Source organism: Streptomyces sp. NPDC047981, from assembly GCF_040653315.1.
Classification (GTDB): domain Bacteria; phylum Actinomycetota; class Actinomycetes; order Streptomycetales; family Streptomycetaceae; genus Streptomyces.
On record NZ_JBEZNQ010000111.1, the window covers coordinates 1 to 18,860 of the forward strand.

Consider the following 18,860-nt stretch of genomic DNA (forward strand, 5'->3'; position numbering starts at 1 on the left):
GGCGCGCCGGCGGCCGCCATGGCCGTCACCGCGTCCGCCGGGGCGGCGAGCACCCCGGTCGCGCCGGACGTCGCCGCCGCGCGCCGCGAGGGCGACCGGCTGCGGTTCGTCGGCGCCGCGACGCGACGGATCGCGCGCGGCATCGACCTCGACGAGATCGTGCTCGGCCTGTGCCGGGCGACCGTGCCGACCTTCTCCGACGCGATCCTGGTCTACCTCCGCGACCCGCTCCCGGTCGGCGACGAGCGGCCGGTCGCCCCCTTCGTGCTGCGGCTGCGCCGCACCGACCGGCTGCGGTTAACGGAGGTGGACGGCGAGGAGCTGGCGCTCGTCCCCGACCCGGACCCGACCCCCGCGGCCGAACTCTGCGAGGTGCGTTCCGGCGGGGCCCTCGCCGAGGTGCTGCGCGGTGTCCGGCCGGTCTTCGGCGACTCCGCCGCCGCCCGCGCCGCGCTGCCGGAGCTGCTCGGCCCCGAGCACGGCCTGCCACGCGGCCACCGGGCGATCCTCGCCCCGCTGCGGGGGCGGCGCCGGGTCATCGGCGCCGCCGTCTTCCTGCGCCGCCCCGAACGGCCCGCCTTCGAGCCGAACGACCTGCTCGTCGCCGCCCAGCTCGCCACCCACACCGCGCTCGGCATCGACAAGGCCGTCCTGTACGGCCGCGAGGCGTACATCGCCGACGAGCTGCAGCGCACGATGCTGCCGGACTCGCTGCCGCAGCCGACCGGCGTCCGGCTCGCCTCGCGCTACCTCCCGGCCGCCGAGACGGCCCGGGTCGGCGGCGACTGGTACGACGCGATCCCGCTGCCCGGCAGCCGGGTGGCGCTGGTCGTCGGCGACGTCATGGGCCACTCCATGACCTCCGCCGCGATCATGGGCCAGCTGCGGACCACGGCGCAGACCCTGGCCGGGCTCGACCTGCCGCCGCAGGAGGTCCTGCACCACCTGGACGAGCAGGCCCAGCGGCTCGGCCAGGACCGGATGGCGACCTGCATGTACGCGGTGTACGACCCGGTCTCGCACCGGATCACCATCGCCAACGCGGGCCACCCGCCGCCGATACTGCTCCACCTCGGCGGCCGGGCGGAGGTCCTGCGGGTCCCGCCGGGCGCGCCGATCGGCGTGGGCGGGGTCGACTTCGAGGCGGTCGAGCTGGACGCCCCGGCGGGCGCCACGCTGCTGCTCTACACGGACGGTCTGGTCGAGTCCCGGCTGCGGGACGTGTGGACCGGGATAGAGCAGCTGCGGGAGCGCCTGGCGGCCACCGCCCAGCTGACGGGCCCGGACCACTCGCCGCCCCTGGAGGCGCTCTGCGACGACGTCCTCGACATGCTCGGCCCGGGTGACCGGGACGACGACATCGCGCTGCTCGCCGCCCGTTTCGACGGGATCGCACCCAGTGACGTGGCGTACTGGTTCCTGGAACCGGAGGACGCGGCGCCGGGACGGGCCCGGCGGCTCGCCCGGCGGGCCCTCGCCCGCTGGGACCTGGAGGACCTCTCGGACTCCGTCGAGCTGCTGATCAGCGAGGTGGTCACGAACGCCGTGCGGTACGCGGAGCGGCCGGTGACCCTGCGGCTGCTCAAGACCGACGTGCTGCGCTGCGAGGTCGGCGACGACTCGCCGCAGCTGCCCCGGCAACGGCGGGCGCGGGACACCGACGAGGGCGGTCGCGGTCTGTTCCTGGTGAACCGGCTCGCGCGGCGGTGGGGCGCGACACGGCTCTCCGGCGGCAAGGTCGTGTGGTTCGAGCTGGCGACTCGTACATGACAGGCGTGTCACCCCGCAGGCCCTAGCCGCGACCACGTCCAATTCCGGACAAATGTTGCTTCTCTCCCGTCGGCGGAGTTGACTTCGGTAGTGGACGAAGCGACCCCACCCAGCTCCTCACCGACGGGAGGACGCTCGTGACCCGCACGACGAACAACGCCGGCATTCCGGTGGAGAGCGACGAGCACTCGCTCACCATCGGCCCCGACGGCCCGATCCTGCTCCAGGACCACTACCTCATCGAGAAGATGGCCCAGTTCAACCGGGAACGGGTCCCGGAGCGCGTGGTGCACGCCAAGGGCGCCGGCGCCTACGGCATCTTCGAAGTCACCAACGACGTCAGCCAGTTCACCAAGGCGGCGCTCTTCCAGCCCGGCGCGCGCTGCGAGATGCTGGCCCGCTTCTCGACCGTCGCGGGCGAGCAGGGCTCCCCCGACAGCTGGCGCGACCCGCGCGGCTTCGCCCTGAAGTTCTACACGGAGCACGGCAATTACGACCTGGTCGGCAACAACACCCCGATCTTCTTCGTCCGTGACCCGCAGAAGTTCCAGGACTTCATCCGCTCGCAGAAGCGCCGCCCGGACAACGGGCTGCGCGACCACGACATGCAGTGGGACTTCTGGACGCTGTCCCCCGAGTCCGCGCACATGGTGACCTGGCTGATGGGCGACCGGGGCATCCCCCGGGACTACCGCCACATGAACGGCTACAGCTCCCACACGTATCTCTGGGTCAACGGCGGCGGCGAACGCTTCTGGGTGAAGTACCACCTGAAGACGGACCAGGGCATCGAGTTCCTCACCCAGTCCGAGGCCGACGCGCTGGCCGGGCAGGACCCGGACGCCCACCGCCGCGACCTGTACGAGGCGATCGACTCCGGCAACGCCCCGAGCTGGACGATGAACGTCCAGATCATGCCGTTCGAGGACGCACCCGGATACCGCTTCAACCCGTTCGACCTGACGAAGGTGTGGCCGCACGGCGACCACCCGCTGATCGAGGTCGGCCGGATGACCTTGAACCAGAACCCGGAGGACTACTTCATCCACATCGAGCAGGCCGCCTTCGAGCCCTCGAACCTGGTGCCGGGCATCGGCCCGTCCCCGGACAAGATGCTCCTCGGCCGGCTCTTCTCCTACCCGGACACCCACCGGTACCGGATCGGCCCGAACTACGCGCAGCTGCCGCCGAACCGGCCGCGTTCACCTCTCGCCTCGTACGCGAAGGACGGCCCGATGCGCTACGAGCCGGCCGCCACCGCCCGGCCGTACGCGCCGAACTCCTACGGCGGCCCCGAGGCCGACGTGCGCTCCTTCGGCGACCCCGCGGGCTGGGCGGCCGCCGGGGAGATGGTCCGCGAGGCGTACGCCCCGCACAGCGAGGACGACGACTTCGGGCAGGCGGGCACGATGGTCCGCCGGGTCCTGGACGACGCGGCCCGCGAGCGCCTGGTGTCGAACGTCGCCGGGCATCTGCGGGACGGGGTCAGCGCGCCCGTCCTGGAGCGCGCCCTGGCGTACTGGCGGTCGGTCGACCAGGAGCTCGGCGACCGGATCGCCAAGCAGGTCGACGGCGGCTGAGACTCTCCGGCGGCCCGGGCGAACGGACGAAGGCCGGACCCTTCTCGGGTCCGGCCTTCGTCCGGTCATCGCGGCGGGCGTGTCATCGCGGCGGGCGTCCGCCGCTGTCGGCGTCGCCGGCGTCGACGTCTCCGCCACCGGTCGGCGGTTCGGTCGTGGGCGGCACCGGGTCGGTGGTCGTGGTGGGCGGCGGCGGCACGGTGATCGTGTCCGTCGGCTGCGGCGGCGTGGTCGCCGTCGACGTGGGCGGGGCCGTCGGGTCCGTGGTGCCGCTGGTGGGCGGCGCCGTCGTCGTCGGCTCACCGGTCGGCGTGGAGGTCGGGCCGGGCTCCACGACGTCCCCGGAGCTGCCGTCGGTCTCCAGGTCGAAGCGGGCGTCGGAGCCGCCGCCGAGCGCGGCGGTGGTGTAGTCGCCCCAGATCTGGGCCGGGGTCCGGCCACCGTTGGCGCGGCCCGGGTTGATCGTGTCGGTCAGGGTGACCTGGTTGCCCTTGACGTCCTCGCCGAACAGGCCGACGGCGGTGACCAGCTCGGGGGTGTAGCCGACGAACCAGGCGGAGCGGTTGTTCTCCGAGGTGCCGGTCTTGCCCGCCGCCTGGTAGTCGCCCGCGGCCCGCACGCCGGAGCCGTTGCGGACGACGCCGGTCATGGCCTTGGTGACGGTGTCGGCGGCCTCGCGGCTGATGACCTGCTCGCCGATCGGCTTCACCGGGTCGGCCTTGCGGTCCTTGTGCTCGGCGGACTTCACGATGGTCGGGGTGACCTTCACGCCGTGGTTGGCGAGCGAGGCGTAGACGCCGGCCATGTCCCAGGTGGAGGCGCCCATGGTGCCGAGCGACATCGCGGGGGTCTCGCCGAAGTCGGCGCCGTCCTTCATGCCGAGATCGAGGGCGGTCTTCTTGGTGTTGCCCGCGCCGACGTCCACGATCATCTGCGCGTACACGGAGTTGATCGAGCTGTTGGTGGCCTTCTGGACGGTCACCGGGCCGTAGCTGCGGTTGTCCTCGTTCTCCGGGCTGAACGGGATGCTGCTGCCGACGACCTTCCGCTTGCTGGTGCCGTCGTAGATCGTGCCGAGGCCGATCCTGCGGCCGTCCTGCGTATCGGCCTTGTTGTCCAGGGCGGAGGCGAGGACGAGCGGCTTGAAGGTGGAGGCGGGCTGGTAGTCGCGGCGGGTGGCGTTCGACGTCCAGTGCTCGGTGGCGCCGATGCCGCCGTACATCGCGACGACCTTGCCGGTCTTCGGGTCGACCGAGGTGGCACCTGCCTGGACGGTGGCGTCCTTCTTGTCGCCCTTGCGGTCGAGCTTCTCCTCCAGCTGCCGCTCGACCGCCTTGACCAGGGCCTTCTGCTTCTGCTCGTCGATGTTGAGGGTGATCGTCCAGCCGCCGGCCTTGATGTCCTCCTCGGGGATGCCCTGCCGCACCAGCTCCTGGTTGGCGGCCTCCACGAGGTAGCCGCGCTGGCCCTCCATGCCGGGGGCGGGCTTGGCCTTCTGCGGGGCGGGGAACTTCAGCCCGGCCCGCTTCGTCGCGTCGAGCCAGCCCTCCTCGACCATGTTGTCGAGGGTGTAGTTCCAGCGCTCCTCGACGAGCTTCTTGCCGGTCGGGGTGGCGGCGGTCCAGTCGTACTGGTTGGGCGCCTGGAGCAGGGAGGCGAGGTACGCGCCCTGGGCGATGTTCAGCTTGCCCGCGTCGACGCCGTAGTACGACTGCGCGGCGGCCTGGATGCCGTACGCACTGCGGCCGTAGTAGCTGGTGTTCATGTACCCGGCGAGGATCTCGGGCTTCTCCAGCTGCTGGTCGACCTTGAGCGCGATGACCATCTCGCGGAGCTTGCGGGTGACCGTCTGGTCCTGGTCCAGGTAGTAGTTCTTCACGTACTGCTGGGTGATGGTCGAACCACCCTGCTTGCCCTTGCCGGTCACCGTGTTCACGGCACCGCGCAGGGTGCCCTTGATGTCGATGCCGTTGTCCTTGTAGAAGGTCTTGTTCTCGGCGGCGACGAAGGCGTGCTGGACCTCGAGCGGGATCTTGTCCAGGCCGACGATCTCGCGGTTGATCTCACCGGTGCGGGCGAGGATCTTGCCGTCGGCGTACTTGTAGACGTTGCTCTGCATGGTCGCCTGGGCGTTGGCCTGCGGCACCGGGACCATCAGGTAGATCGCGTAGAAGGCTCCCATCAGGAGCAGGCAGCCGACGAAGAACGTGCCCAGGATCTTCTTCCAGGTGAACAGGCGGCGTATCCGCCCGCCCTTCTTCCCCTGGCTCTTGTCCGCTCGGCCCATGTCCTCCGTCGCTCCGCTCGTCGTGGTGTCGGGCGCGTCCCGCATCCGAATCAGCTCAGCAAGCTAACACCGCCGATGCTGACAAAGGGCGATCGATCCGGTCTTTCCGGACGTGACAATCAGCACCTGTCCCGGTGGAACCGACGCGTATGGGGCCCGGATGGTTGTGCGGCGCCGGTCACATCCACTCCTTCGGGGCTGATCCCGGCGACTTCGGGGCTCGCTCCGGCGGCGGAACGCCAGCTATACATCGTGCGTATACACCGCGTGTAGAGTGGCGGCATGTCCATAGGTCACACGCTCCTCGGACTCCTGGAGTCCGGCCCGCGCCACGGCTACGACCTCAAGCGCGCCTTCGACGAGAAGTTCGGCCACGACCGGCCCCTGCACTACGGGCAGGTGTACTCGACCATGTCCCGGCTGCTGAAGAACGGCCTGGTCGAGGTCGACGGCATCGAGGCCGGCGGCGGCCCCGAGCGGAAGCGGTACGCCATCACCGAGGCCGGCGTCACCGACGTCGAGCAGTGGATCGGCCGGCCCGAGAAGCCCGAGCCGTACCTCCAGTCCACGCTCTACACCAAGGTCGTCCTCGCCCTCCTCACCGGCCGCGAGGCCGCCCAGGTGCTCGACGTGCAGCGGGCCGAACACCTGCGGCTGATGCGCGAGCTGACCCGGCGCAAGAAGGACGGCGACCTCGCCGACCAACTGATCTGCGACCACGCCCTGTTCCACCTCGAAGCCGACCTGCGCTGGCTGGAACTGACCGCCGCCAGGCTCGACCGGCTCGCCGAGGAGCTCCGCCGATGACCACCACCCCCCTGCTCCGGGCGAGCGGCCTCACCAAGGCCTACGGCCCGACGCCCGCGCTCTCCGGCGCCGACTTCGCCATCCGGGCCGGCGAGGTCGTCGCCGTCATGGGCCCCTCGGGCTCGGGCAAGTCCACCCTCCTGCACTGCCTGGCCGGGATCGTCCGCCCCGACGCCGGCACCATCACCTACGACGGGCGGGAGCTCACCGCCCTCACCGACGGTGCCCGCAGCGCGCTGCGCCGCACCGACTTCGGCTTCGTCTTCCAGTTCGGCCAGCTCGTGCCCGAACTGACCTGCGCCGAGAACGTCGCCCTGCCGCTCCGGCTCGGCGGCGAGCGGCGCAAGGCCGCCGAGGCCCGGGCCCGGGAGTGGCTGGACCGCCTGGAGGTCGGCGACATCGCCGGCAAGCGGCCCGGCGAGATATCCGGCGGCCAGGGCCAGCGCGTCGCCGTCGCCCGCTCCCTGGTCACCGCCCCGCGCGTGCTCTTCGCCGACGAACCGACCGGCGCCCTCGACTCCCTCAACGGCGAGCGCGTGATGGCGCTCCTCACCGACGCGGCCCGGGACACCGGCGCCGCCGTCGTCCTCGTCACCCACGAGGCCCGGGTCGCCGCCTACTCGGACCGCGAGATCGTCGTCCGCGACGGCTCCGTGCGCGACGCGGAGTGGGCGGTATGAGGCTCCGTACCTGGGCGCGCGACCTGGCGCTCGGCGCCCGGTTCGCGGTCACCGGCGGCCGCAGGGGCTGGATCCGGACGGCCCTGACCGCCGTCGGCATCGGCCTCGGCGTGGCCCTGCTGCTCGTCGCCTCCGCCGTGCCCCACATGTCCTTCGCGCGCGAGGTCCGCGAGTCGCAGCGCAGCGTCGACGCGAGCCAGGAGAACCGCACACCCACCGCGGACTCCTTCCTGTACGCGACCCCCGAGACCGTCTTCCGGGGCGACGCCGTCACCGGCCTGGTCATGCGCCCCGAAGGCCCCGAGGCGCCCGCCCCGCCGGGACTGCCGAAGATCCCCGCCGCCGGCGAGATGTGGGTGTCCCCCGCGCTCGCCGACCTCCTCGGCTCCCCCTCCGGCGCACTGCTCCACGAGAGGCTCCCGTACAAGGTGGCGGGCACCATCGGCGAGGCGGGCCTCATCGGCCCCGGCGAGCTGCGGTACGTCGCCGGCAGCGCGACCCTCACCACCGACACCTACGACGGCCGGGGCCGCGGCTACGGCTGGTCGGTGCCGGAGGAACCGCTCAACGCCTTCCTGCTCCTGCTCGTCGTCATCGCCTGCGTCGTCCTCCTCCTGCCGGTCCTCGTCTTCGTCGCGACCGCCGTCCGCTTCGGCGGCGAGCAGCGCGACCGGCGGCTCGCCGCACTGCGCCTCGTCGGCGCGGACACCGCCATGGTGCGCCGGATCGCCGCCGGCGAGTCCCTCGCGAGCGCGCTCCTCGGCCTCGCGCTCGGCGGCGTCTTCTTCGCCCTGGGCCGGCAGGCCGTCGGCCTGGTGACGGTCTGGGACGTCAACGCCTTCCCCTCCGACGTCGTACCGCTGCTGCCGCTCGCCGCCCTCGTCCTCACCGTCGTCCCGGTCTCCGCGGTCGTGGTGAGCCTCTTCGCCCTGCGCGGGGTCGCCATCGAACCGCTCGGGGTCGTACGGTCCTCCACGCCCCGCCCGCGCAGGCTGTGGTGGCGGCTGCTGCTCGTCGCGGCCGGACTCGCGCTGCTCCTGCCGATGGCCGGCGGCATCGCCCTCTCGGACACCGCGATCGACACCAGCGCGGTCGCCGCCGGCGCCACCCTCGCCCTGGTCGGCCTCACCACGCTGCTGCCCTGGCTGGTGGAGGCCTGCGTCAAGCGGCTGCGCGGCGGCCCCGTCGCCTGGCAACTGGCGACCCGGCGCCTGCAGTTGAGCAGCGGTACCGCCGCCAGGGCGGTCAGCGGCATCGTCGTCGCGGCCGCCGGGGCGATCGCGCTGCAGATGCTGTTCCACTCCATGCAGAACGACTTCATGACCGTCAACGGCATCGACACCACACGGGCACAGATCCAGTCGTCGATCGACGCCGAGGACGGCGGCGAGGCCCGCGAGATGATCGACAAGTTCTCGAAGACCGAGGGCGTCACCGCCGTCGTCGGCACCATCGAGTCGCACGCCTGGCGCCCCGGACCGCTGCGGCAGGGCGAGGAGATCGGCCCGATCACCCCGCTCGTCGTCGGCGACTGCGCCTCGCTCAGGGAGCTGGCAGACCTGCCCTCCTGCACCGACGGCGACGTCTTCGTCGCCCTCGCCCACGGGAAGCTGGGCGCGGCCGAGGACGCCTGGGTCAAGGAGACCGCCCGGGCCGGCGCCGACGTCGCCCTGCGGGACCCGGCGGAGAGCCGCACCGCGCCGCCGACCTGGCGCGTCCCCGCCGCGGCCCGCACGGTCGAGGCGCGCGTCGACCCGGTCGGCAAGTACCAGTTCGGGATCTTCGCCACCCCGGCGGCGATCGACGCGACCCGGCTGGACGCGCCGGAGGCGACCGCGCTCGTACGGATCGACCCGGCTGTCCCGGACGCCACCGAGCACGTAAGGAACACGGCGGCGGCGATCGACCCGCTGGCCTGGGTCCGCACCCTGCAGAACATCGAGCGGGACGAGCAGTACACCAGCGTCCGCACCGGCATCCTGGTCGGCGCCACGGCGACGATGCTGCTCGTCGCGGCCTCGCTCCTGGTCACGACCCTGGAGCAATTGCGGGACCGCAAGAGGCTGCTGTCCTCCCTGGTCGCCTTCGGCACCCGGCGCGCGACCCTGAGCCTGTCGGTCCTCTGGCAGACGGCGATCCCGATCGGCCTCGGCATGGTGCTCGCCGTCGCGGGCGGCCTCGGGCTCGGTGTCGTGCTCCTCAGGATGATCGACAAGCAGGTCGTGGACTGGTGGGTGTTCCTGCCGGTGGCGGGCGTCGGCGCGGCGATGGTCGCATTCGTGACCCTGCTGTCCCTCCCGGCCCTGTGGCGCCTGATGCGCGCCGACGGCCTCAGGACGGAGTAGCGGGCGTACGGGAGCACCGCGTACGGGTGGTGGGCCGCCGGTCAGCGGCCGGCGCCCACCACCCGTACCGGCAGCCGCTTCATCGCGCCCCGCAGTGCACCGGCCAGCTCCTCGAACTCGGCCTGCCGCGCCGAACCCGTGCGCATCGCGAGAGCGACCTGCCGGGTCGGCGCCGGATCGCTGAAACACCCCGTGAACAGGGCCGCGTTCCGCGCGGTCTCCACCTTGACCGCCGTACGCGGCAGCAGGGTCACCCCGAGCCCGCCCGCGACCAGCTGCACGAGCGTGGCGAGCCCGGCGGCGGTCGTGGTGACCGGCGCCCCCTCCGTGCGCCCGGCCTCCCGGCAGATGTCGAGGGCCTGGTCGCGCAGGCAGTGCCCCTCGTCGAGCAGGAGCAGGTTGAGCTCCTTGAGGGCCTCGCGCGGAATGTCGTCCCGCCCGGCCAGCGGATGGCCCTGCGGGGTGACGAGCACGAAGTCCTCGTCGAAGAGCGGGAGTTCGGTGACTCCCGGCACCCCGAGCGGCACGGCGAGCAGCAGCAGGTCGAGCCGCCCGGCCGCGAGCCCCTCCAGGAGCGAGGACGTCTGCTCCTCGTGGACCTGGAGGTCGAGCTCCGGGTAGCGCTCGTGGACCAGGCTGAGGACGCTCGGCAGCAGGTACGGGGCGACCGTCGGGATCACACCGAGCCGCAGCACCCCGGTGAACGGGGCCTGCGCCGCCTCCGCCTCCTCCATCAGCTCCGACACCGCGTCCAGGACGGCCCGGGCCCGCGCCGCCAGCCGCTCCCCCGCGGGTGAGAGCAGCACCTTCCGCGTCGTACGCTCGAGGAGCTGGACACCCAGTGCCTCTTCGAGGGCGGAGACCGCACCCGAGAGCGCCGGCTGGCTCATCCCTATCGCCGCCGCCGCGTCACGGAAGTGCAGATGCTCCGCGACCGCCGCGAACGCTCTGAGCTGGGACAAGCTGGGCTGCTTCACACGCCGCACCGACATCACTGATAACCACCTTCGATCAACCCGAGCCAGTCTAGCTATTTCACTGATCAATGCACTCCGTGCCAGGATGACGACCGTCCAACCCCTCACGGAAGCCCCAAAAGGGATCTTCCAACCTGCAAGGAGAGCGCGTGCTCACTGTCGGTGACCAGTTCCCCACCTACGACCTGACCGCCTGCGTGTCGCTGGAGAGCGGCAAGGAGTTCGAGCAGATCGACCACAAGTCCTACGAGGGCAAGTGGCGCGTGGTGTTCTTCTGGCCCAAGGACTTCACCTTCGTCTGCCCGACCGAGATCGCCGCCTTCGGCAAGCTGAACGACGAGTTCGCGGACCGCGACGCCCAGATCCTCGGCGTCTCCGGCGACTCCGAGTTCGTCCACCACGCCTGGCGCAAGGACCACGCCGACCTGCGTGACCTGCCCTTCCCGATGCTCGCCGACTCCAAGCACGAGCTCATGCGCGACTGCGGTGTCGAGGGCGAGGACGGCTTCGCCCAGCGCGCCGTCTTCATCGTGGACCCGAACAACGAGATCCAGTTCACCATGGTGACCGCCGGCTCCGTGGGCCGTAACCCCAAGGAGGTCCTGCGGGTCCTCGACGCCCTGCAGACCGACGAGCTGTGCCCCTGCAACTGGAACAAGGGCGAGAACACCCTCGACGCGGCCGCGCTCCTGTCGGGCGAGTGATCTGACATGGCTCTCGACGAACTCAAGTCCGCCATACCGGACTTCGCCAAGGACCTGAAACTGAACCTCGGTTCGGTCATCGGCAACAGCGAGCTCCCGCAGCAGCAGCTCTGGGGCACGGTCCTCGCCTGCGCGATCGCCTCGCGCTCGCCGAAGGTCCTCGCGGAGCTGGAGCCGGAGGCGAAGGCCAACCTGAAGCCCGAGGCGTACACGGCGGCCAAGTCCGCCGCCGCGATCATGGCGATGAACAACGTCTTCTACCGGACCCGGCACCTGCTGTCGGACCCCGAGTACGGGACGATGCGCGCCGGTCTGCGGATGAACGTCATCGGCAACCCGGGCGTCGAGAAGGTCGACTTCGAGCTGTGGTCGCTGGCCGTCTCCGCGATCAACGGCTGCGGCCAGTGCCTGGACTCGCACGAGCAGGTCCTGCGCAAGGCCGGTGTCGACCGCGAGACGATCCAGGAGGCCGTCAAGATCGCCTCGGTCATCCAGGCGGTCGGCGTCACCCTCGACGCGGAGGCGCTCCTCGCCGAGTAGGGCGTACGAGCCCGCTCACGCGAAGGGCCCCGGGGCGACAGCCCCGGGGCCCTTCCGTCATCACGTCACTTCTTCAGCGCAGCCACCAGCGCGGTCAGGTCCTCCGCGAGGACGGCGTCGATGCCCGTGAGGTCGACCGCCTCGGTGTTCGTGGTCTCCTCGCCGGCTTCCGCGTCCCACACGCTGTTCGTACTGACCGAGATCTCCAGCTCCACCTGGCCGTCGAGGACGGCCATCTCCGCGCCCTCGTCGCCCGGGTGCATGATGAAGAAGGTCGCCTCGCCCAGCCCGTCGATCCGCTGGAAGTCCCCCCACGAGGACCCTTCGTAGCGGGCGAGGAACTCCGGTCCCGGGTCGGTCACCTTGTGCAGCCGGTAGGTGATCGAGACGCCGTGTCCGGTCTCCGGCTTCCCCATCGTCACCGAGCAGTACGCCGTGTCCAGCGCCGCGTGATTGTCCGCGGAGGCCCCGACATCCGCGCTCTTCGGCCCCAGGACCCCGGCGAGCCCCTTCAGTTCGGCCCGCTCGCACAGGTCCGCCACGGTGACGTAGCCCGCGAGGTCGGGCCCGTCGTCCTGGCTCCGCTCGTACGCGTAGAGCCCGCCGGCCCACACCGCCGAGGCCGCCACCGCGCCGCCGAGCGCCCACAGCCAGGGGCGGCCCGGCCTGCTCGGCCGCTCGGACGGTTCGACGGTCTCGGTGGTCGGCGCCTCCGCCGCGGGGAACTCCTCCCCGCCCACCAGCTCCGGCTCGGATATCACGCGTCGTCCCTTCCCTTGGAGCCCGGCGCGGGCGTGGGCGCCACCCGCCACGCGGTCGCGCCGCGCGGCTCCGGAGTGCTGAGCAGGGCCTGTTCGTGGCTGTACGCGCGGAGGTAGCCGACCACGGTGTTGGTCACGGCGACCAGCGGCACCGCGACCACCGCACCGCCGATGCCCGCGGTCAGACCGCCGGCCGCGACCGCGAGGACGACGGCCAGCGGGTGCACCCGTACCGCGCGGCCCAGGATGAACGGCTGCAGCACGTGCCCCTCGATCTGCTGCACGGCCAGGACAACGACCAGGACCATGAGGGCGGTGAACACCCCGTTGGTGACCAGGGCGACCACGCACGCGAGGGCTCCGGAGATGACGGCGCCGACCAGCGGGATGAACGCGAACAGGAAGATGAAGACGGCGAGCGGCACGGCCATCGGCACGTCGAGGAAGTACAGACCGAGCCCGATGAAGACCGCGTCGATCAACGCCACGAGGACCGTGCCCCGCACATACGCGGTCAGCGTCCGCCAGGCCCGCGGCCCCGCGCCCGCCACGCCGGGTCGGGCCTGCGCGGGCACCAGCTTGAGCGACCAGTGCCAGACCTTCTTCCCGTCGTAGAGCAGGAAGAGGGTGCAGAACATCGCGAGCAGGATCCCGGTGATCGCCTCGATGACGACGGTGACGCCCTGGAGACCCGCGGAGGTGATCTGCTCGGTGTTGGCGCCGATGGTGTCGCTGAGGTTCTTGGCGATGTCGTTGATCTGCTTCTCGGTCACGTGGAACGGGCTGTCGAGCAGCCAGCGCTTGAGCTCCTCGATGCCGTCCCTGACCCGGTCCGACAGGTTGTCGAGGTTGTCCATGACCTGCCAGACCACGAACCAGCCGACCAGGCCCATGATCACGAAGCCTGCGACGGCGGTGATCGCCGTGGCGACCCCGCGCGGCAGCCCCATCCCGCGCAGCCGGGCGACGGTGGGCTGGAGCAGTGCGGTGATGAGGAGCGCGGCGACGAACGCGAGGACGACCAGCTGCACCTCGCTGATCACCTTCATCAGCACCCAGACCGTGCCCGCGAGCACGAGCAGCCGCCAGCCCGCCTCGGCGGCGACCCGCATGCCCCACGGGATCGCGGCGACCGGGTCGGGGCGGGCCGCTATGGCCGGGGCGTAGTCCGGCGGCGCGGGCACGGAGGCGACGCCACCCCGCGGCGCTCGCCGCCCGGGCCACCGCTCACCGGCCGGCGTCCCCGCGTCGGCGGACGTGCCGCCGGTCCCGCCGGGCGACTCCTGCCGTGACTCCCGCCCGATGCCCGTGCCGTCACCGCTGTCGCTGCTGTCACTGCCGTCGCCGGTGCGTCGGTCGTCGCCGCCGTTGCTGCCGTTTCCGGCCTTGCTGCCGTGGCCGTCGGCGGGCTCGGCGCGGGTGGCGGCGTCGGCGCCCGTGACCGGCTCGGCGCCCAGGTCGTCCGCGCGCTCCGCGCGGGCGCGACGGCGCTCGCCCATGCGGCTGAGCTCGTCGCCCAGCCGGCTCAGCCATCCTGGCAGTCTCGACATCCTCTTCCCTCTTCCCCCGCTCACTCCCCCGGGGAGCACGTGCGCCCGAACCTACACGCATGAAGCCCCCCACCGTAGGACGGTGAGGGGCTCAGCGAGGTTGAGGCGCCGGTACTAGTACCAGCGGTTGGCCTGCCAGAAGTTCCACGCGCCACAGGGGCTGTCGTAGCGGTTGTTCATGTAGTTCAGGCCCCACTTGATCTGGGTGGCCGGGTTCGTCTGCCAGTCGGCACCGGCCGACGACATCTTCGAACCGGGGAGGGCCTGGACGAGACCGTACGCGCCGGAAGACGGGTTGGTCGCGCGGTAGTTCCAGCCGGACTCGTGGTCCACGATGTTGCTGAAGCACTGGAACTGCGAGGCCGGGATCATCTGGCGGGCGATCGCCTTGACCTCGGCGATGGAGTAGGAGCCCTGCGCGGAGAAGCTGGACGCGTCACGGACCGAGGAACGCTCGGCGCGCTCGGCGGCCTCCTTGCGCTCCTTCTCCGCCTTGTCGGCAGCCTTCTTCTTCGCCTCGGCGTCCTTGGCGGCCTGAAGACGCGCCGATTCCTCGGCGGACTTCTTCGCGGCCGAGTCGGCCGCGGCGGCCTGGACGCTGGCCTGCTCCGAGAGCGAGGAGACCTGTACCTGCGCCTGCTCGCCCGCGGGGATGTCCGCGAGCAGCGTGGTGTCGGCCGCGGTGGCCTCGAAGTTGTCGCCCGAGGGCTGGGTGTCGCCAGAGGCAACACCCACGACGGCGCCGACGGTGGTGACCGCAGTGGCCGAAGCCACCGCGAATCCCCGGACCGAGATCCGGCTCACACGGTTTCCTTCCAGCATCGCTCGCAGAGGTGACCAAGCGGGCGAAATCGTGCCCCTGGCGCTGGTCTCCGACGTACTGGGTCACAGAAGACACGGGCCCGTGGTGCTGTGGGCGGCATACGGCGAACGGCTGTTGAGTTGTGTGGTGCCGCACCCCTGGGGGTGCACGTGTGCCGTATGCGGGGCCTGACGGAAGCAAGACTCTGCCGGACGCCGACACCGCAAGGCAATTCCGAGTTGCGTGTGAAAGCTCACACCTCGTAAGTCACAGAAGTTTTGGCGGATTTCCCGGACAGCACGACGCCGCCCGGCTAAGCTCCTGCGCTCTGCCGGGCGGCGTCAACTCCCGTACCCGTACGGGATCGTGCGAATCGGCCCTAAGGGACCGAACGGATCAGATCTGCCCGTCCTCCAGCATTTCGGTCACCAGTGCGGCGATCTGCGAACGCTCCGAGCGCGTCAGCGTGACGTGCGCGAAGAGCGGATGCCCCTTCAGCTTCTCCACGACGGCGACGACTCCGTCGTACCGGCCGACCCTCAGGTTGTCCCGCTGGGCCACGTCATGGGTCAGCACGACACGGGAGTTCGCCCCGATCCGGGACAGAACGGTCAGCAGGACGTTCCGCTCCAGCGACTGGGCCTCGTCCACGATCACGAACGCGTCGTGCAGCGAACGGCCCCGGATGTGCGTGAGCGGCAGGACCTCCAGCATCCCCCGGCCGAGCACCTCCTCGATGACCTCGCGGCCCGCCACGGCCGACAGCGTGTCGAAGACGGCCTGCGCCCACGGGCTCATCTTCTCGGCCTCGCTGCCCGGCAGATAGCCGAGCTCCTGGCCGCCGACCGCGTACAGCGGACGGAACACCATCACCTTCTGGTGCTGCCGGCGCTCCAGGACCGCTTCCAGGCCCGCGCAGAGGGCCAGCGCCGACTTGCCCGTACCGGCCCGGCCGCCCATCGAGATGATGCCGACGTCCGGGTCGAGGAGCAGATCGAGCGCGATCCGCTGCTCGGCGCTGCGGCCACGGATGCCGAACGCCTCCCGGTCGCCGCGCACCAGCCGGACGTTGCCCTCGGCCGTGATCCGGCCGAGCGCCTTGCCCCGCTCGGACTGCAGGACCAGACCCGTGTGCACCGGCAGCTCGGCGGCCTCCGGCACGTACAGCGTCTCCTGGTCGTACAGCAGGTCCACCTGGTCGGCGGAGAGGGCCAGTTCGGACATTCCGGTCCAACCGGAGTCCGTGATGGCGAGTTCCGCGCGGTACTCCTCGGCGAGCAGGCCCACCGAGGACGCCTTGATGCGCAGCGGCAGATCCTTGGAGACGACCGTGACGTCGTACCCCTCGGCCTGCAGGTTGCGCGCGACGGCCAGGATCCGGGAGTCGTTGTCCCCCAGCCGATAGCCGGCCGGGAGGACACCGGGGTCCGAATGGTTCAGCTCGACACGCAGGGTGCCGCCCAGGTCCCCGATGGGGAGCGGGGCGTCCAGACGCCCGTACCGGACCCGGAAGTCGTCCAGGAGGCGCAGGGCCGCCCGGGCGAAGTAGCCGAGCTCGGGGTGGTGTCGCTTGGCCTCCAACTCCGTGACCACGACGATCGGGAGCACGACCTCGTGCTCGTCGAACCGTGACACGGCGTTGGGGTCGGCCAGCAGGACGCTGGTGTCGAGAACATAGGTGCGCCTGTCGGACAAGCGGCGCTTAGTGCTGGTCACCACGGAAGGACAGACCCCCTTTGACGACCCCTGAGAGGTCGGGGCGCGACGGAAGCGGTGTCGCTGCGGGATGGGACCGGGCTCTGGCCACGATGCGCGGGCCGAGCTCCGGCCCTCCGCTCCGTCCGTACATGTCCTGCACGGTCGTCCTGGTGCAACGGGCCTCCCGGGTGGCGGTCTCCGTGCCGCTCACTCTGGAAGGGATATGCCCTCGATCACGCGCCGCCATGCCATGGCATATGACGACGTGTTCGTGAACAGAGTCGAACGTCCGGTGATCGCTCCCACGGACCGACGGGGGTGACGGAGGCGAAAGAGGTGACGGGAGTGGTTCAGGATCCGTAGCGGCGGTGGCGCGCCGCGTAGTCGCGCAGCGCCCGCAGGAAGTCGACCTTGCGGAAGGCCGGCCAGTGGACCTCACAGAAGTAGTACTCCGAGTGCGCGCTCTGCCACAGCATGAAACCGGACAGCCGCTGCTCGCCACTGGTCCTGATCACCAGATCCGGGTCGGGCTGCCCGCGCGTGTACAGGTGCTCCGAGATGTGCTCGACATCGACGATCTCGGCGAGCTCCTCGAAGCTCGTCCCCTTCTCCGCGTGCTCGAGGAGCAGCGAACGGACCGCGTCCGCGATCTCCTGGCGGCCGCCGTAGCCCACCGCTACGTTCACGAGTATCCCCGCGTTGTCGCGCGTGGCCTGCTCGGCCTCCTTCAGCACGGACTGCGTACGGGCAGGCAGCAGATCCAGCGTGCCGACGTGATGCACCCGCCAGCGGCCGTCCGCGGCCAGCGCGCGCACCGCGTCTTCGATGATCGCGAGCAGGGGGCGGAGCTGCGCCTCGGGCCGGTTCAGGTTGTCCGTCGAGAGCATCCAGAGCGTCACGACCTCGACATCGGTCTCGGCACACCAGCCGAGCAGCTCCTGGATCTTGTCCGCGCCGGCCTTGTGGCCCTGCTCGGGGGTCCCACCGGAGGCCTTGGCCCAGCGCCGGTTGCCGTCCAGGATGACGCCGATGTGCTTGGGCACCTGGGCGTGGTCGAGGCGGCCTTCCACCCGGCGTGCGTAGAGCCCGTACACCAGGTCGCGCAGGTTCACTGTTCTTAACCCCTCCATGCCGCGGCGGTCCCCGAAGCCGACACCCTACTGCGGACGGGTCACAGGCTCCCAGCCCGGGACTGTCACAAGTCCGTGATAAGCAGAGATACGTGACTCATTCCCCGATCTACACCGCCTCCGCGGACCGCTACGAACACATGGAGTACCGCCGCACCGGCCGCAGCGGACTCAAGCTCCCCGCCGTCTCCCTCGGCCTCTGGCACAACTTCGGCGACGACCGTGCGCTCGACACCCAGCGTGCGATCCTGCGCCGCGCCTTCGACCTCGGCGTCACCCACTTCGACCTGGCGAACAACTACGGGCCGCCGCCCGGCTCCGCCGAGCTGAACTTCGGCAAGATCTTCGCCCAGGACTTCGCGCCCTACCGGGACGAGCTGATCGTCTCGACCAAGGCCGGCTACGAGATGCACCCCGGCCCGTACGGCGAGTGGGGCTCCCGCAAGTACCTGATGTCCTCGCTCGACGCCTCCCTGAAGCGGATGGGCCTCGACTACGTCGACATCTTCTACTCGCACCGCTTCGACCCGCACACCCCGCTGGAGGAGACGATGGGGGCGCTCGCCTCCGCCGTCCAGCAGGGCAAGGCGCTGTACGTCGGCGTCTCGTCGTACAACAGCGAGCAGACCGCCGAGGCCGCGCGGATCCTCAAGGACATGGGCGTCCCGGCGCTCATCCACCAGCCGTCGTACTCGATGATCAACCGCTGGACCGAGGACGACGCCCTCCTCGACACGCTGGAGGCGGCCGGCATGGGCTGCATCGCCTTCGTGCCGCTGGCCCAGGGGCTGCTCACCAACAAGTACCTGAAGGGCATCCCGGAGGGTTCGCGGGCGACGCAGGGCAAGTCCCTCGACCCGAACCTGCTCTCCGACGAGGTCCTGCGCCGGCTGCGCGGCCTGGCCGACATCGCCGAGAAGCGCGGCCAGTCCCTGGCGCAGCTGGCGCTGTCGTGGGTGCTGCGCGACGAGCGGATGACCTCCGCGCTGATCGGCGCGTCCAGCGTCGCCCAGCTGGAGGAGAACGTGGCCGCGCTGGCGGCGCCGCCGCTCACCGACGACGAGCTGAAGGAGATCGACTCCTTCGCCGTGGACACCGCGGGCACCAACATCTGGGCCGGCCGGGGCTGAGCCCGACCTCAGGCTCTCCCCGGGCGGGGCCGGGGGGAGCCGGAGGGGCTGGGGGCCGGGGGGAGCCGGTGGGCCGGGGGCCGGGCGAGCCGGTGGGCC

15 protein-coding genes are annotated in these 18,860 nt (G+C 71.1%); 8 read left to right on the forward strand and 7 right to left on the reverse strand.

Annotated elements, in window-relative coordinates; translation table 11 throughout:
- Nucleotides 1–1,770: SpoIIE family protein phosphatase (locus tag AB0E14_RS36250; RefSeq protein ID WP_362428591.1), on the forward strand; the 1,770-nt coding region annotated here is incomplete at its 5' end.
- Between the two features lie 137 nt (nucleotides 1,771–1,907).
- A complete protein-coding gene (locus AB0E14_RS36255) occupies nucleotides 1,908–3,350 on the forward strand; it encodes a catalase (protein WP_362428594.1) in 1,443 nt (480 codons plus the stop codon).
- Nucleotides 3,351–3,432: 82 nt separating this feature from the next.
- Here the strand turns inward: AB0E14_RS36255 and AB0E14_RS36260 are convergent, their stop codons facing one another.
- Nucleotides 3,433–5,637, reverse strand: a complete 2,205-nt coding sequence (locus AB0E14_RS36260; protein ID WP_362428628.1) for a transglycosylase domain-containing protein — start codon at nucleotides 5,635–5,637, stop codon at nucleotides 3,433–3,435.
- Between the two features lie 282 nt (nucleotides 5,638–5,919).
- On the opposite strand from AB0E14_RS36260, the gene AB0E14_RS36265 reads away from it, so the two are divergent.
- Genes AB0E14_RS36265 through AB0E14_RS36275 form a run of 3 tightly spaced genes read left to right on the forward strand, consistent with a single transcriptional unit; the run spans nucleotide 5,920 to nucleotide 9,469 of the window.
- Nucleotides 5,920–6,444 carry a PadR family transcriptional regulator gene (locus AB0E14_RS36265; RefSeq protein WP_362428597.1) on the forward strand — a complete coding sequence of 175 codons (525 nt, stop codon included), beginning with the start codon at nucleotides 5,920–5,922 and terminating at the stop codon, nucleotides 6,442–6,444.
- Nucleotides 6,441–7,124, forward strand: a complete 684-nt coding sequence (locus tag AB0E14_RS36270) for an ABC transporter ATP-binding protein (protein ID WP_362428599.1) — start codon at nucleotides 6,441–6,443, stop codon at nucleotides 7,122–7,124. Before AB0E14_RS36265 ends, AB0E14_RS36270 begins: the two co-directional genes overlap by 4 nt.
- Complete coding sequence (locus tag AB0E14_RS36275) at nucleotides 7,121–9,469, forward strand: FtsX-like permease family protein (RefSeq protein WP_362428602.1); 2,349 nt, start codon at nucleotides 7,121–7,123, stop codon at nucleotides 9,467–9,469. Before AB0E14_RS36270 ends, AB0E14_RS36275 begins: the two co-directional genes overlap by 4 nt.
- A gap of 41 nt (nucleotides 9,470–9,510) precedes the next feature.
- Here AB0E14_RS36275 and AB0E14_RS36280 read toward each other — a convergent pair whose 3' ends face one another.
- Nucleotides 9,511–10,461, reverse strand: coding sequence for a LysR substrate-binding domain-containing protein (locus AB0E14_RS36280; protein ID WP_362428605.1), 951 nt, complete (start codon nucleotides 10,459–10,461; stop codon nucleotides 9,511–9,513).
- Between the two features lie 134 nt (nucleotides 10,462–10,595).
- Here AB0E14_RS36280 and AB0E14_RS36285 point away from each other — a divergent pair, with 134 nt between their 5' ends.
- A complete protein-coding gene (locus tag AB0E14_RS36285) occupies nucleotides 10,596–11,150 on the forward strand; it encodes a peroxiredoxin (RefSeq protein ID WP_137993611.1) in 555 nt (184 codons plus the stop codon).
- A 6-nt stretch (nucleotides 11,151–11,156) separates the two neighbouring features.
- Nucleotides 11,157–11,690 (forward strand): alkyl hydroperoxide reductase, encoded by a 534-nt coding sequence (locus AB0E14_RS36290; RefSeq protein WP_147980985.1) that lies wholly within the window; start codon nucleotides 11,157–11,159, stop codon nucleotides 11,688–11,690.
- 65 nt (nucleotides 11,691–11,755) lie between these two features.
- Here the strand turns inward: AB0E14_RS36290 and AB0E14_RS36295 are convergent, their stop codons facing one another.
- The 5 genes from AB0E14_RS36295 to AB0E14_RS36315 form a co-directional block, all read right to left on the reverse strand.
- Nucleotides 11,756–12,451, reverse strand: a complete 696-nt coding sequence (locus AB0E14_RS36295) for a hypothetical protein (RefSeq protein ID WP_362428610.1) — start codon at nucleotides 12,449–12,451, stop codon at nucleotides 11,756–11,758.
- On the reverse strand, nucleotides 12,448–14,001 hold the full coding sequence (locus AB0E14_RS36300; RefSeq protein ID WP_362428613.1) for an AI-2E family transporter: 1,554 nt from the start codon (nucleotides 13,999–14,001) through the stop codon (nucleotides 12,448–12,450). The genes AB0E14_RS36295 and AB0E14_RS36300 overlap by 4 nt, the downstream gene beginning before the upstream one ends.
- 114 nt (nucleotides 14,002–14,115) lie before the next feature.
- The gene (locus AB0E14_RS36305; RefSeq protein WP_362428616.1) at nucleotides 14,116–14,805 is read right to left on the reverse strand and encodes a transglycosylase SLT domain-containing protein; all 690 of its coding nucleotides are present in this window, start codon (nucleotides 14,803–14,805) and stop codon (nucleotides 14,116–14,118) included.
- Between the two features lie 394 nt (nucleotides 14,806–15,199).
- Nucleotides 15,200–16,522, reverse strand: coding sequence for a PhoH family protein (locus tag AB0E14_RS36310; protein WP_362428619.1), 1,323 nt, complete (start codon nucleotides 16,520–16,522; stop codon nucleotides 15,200–15,202).
- 329 nt (nucleotides 16,523–16,851) lie between these two features.
- On the reverse strand, nucleotides 16,852–17,613 hold the full coding sequence (locus AB0E14_RS36315) for an isoprenyl transferase (RefSeq protein WP_362428622.1): 762 nt from the start codon (nucleotides 17,611–17,613) through the stop codon (nucleotides 16,852–16,854).
- A gap of 110 nt (nucleotides 17,614–17,723) precedes the next feature.
- Between AB0E14_RS36315 and mgrA the strand changes: the two genes are divergently transcribed.
- Nucleotides 17,724–18,761, forward strand: a complete 1,038-nt coding sequence (mgrA, locus tag AB0E14_RS36320) for an L-glyceraldehyde 3-phosphate reductase (RefSeq protein WP_362428625.1) — start codon at nucleotides 17,724–17,726, stop codon at nucleotides 18,759–18,761.
- Nucleotides 18,762–18,860: the final 99 nt, after the last annotated feature.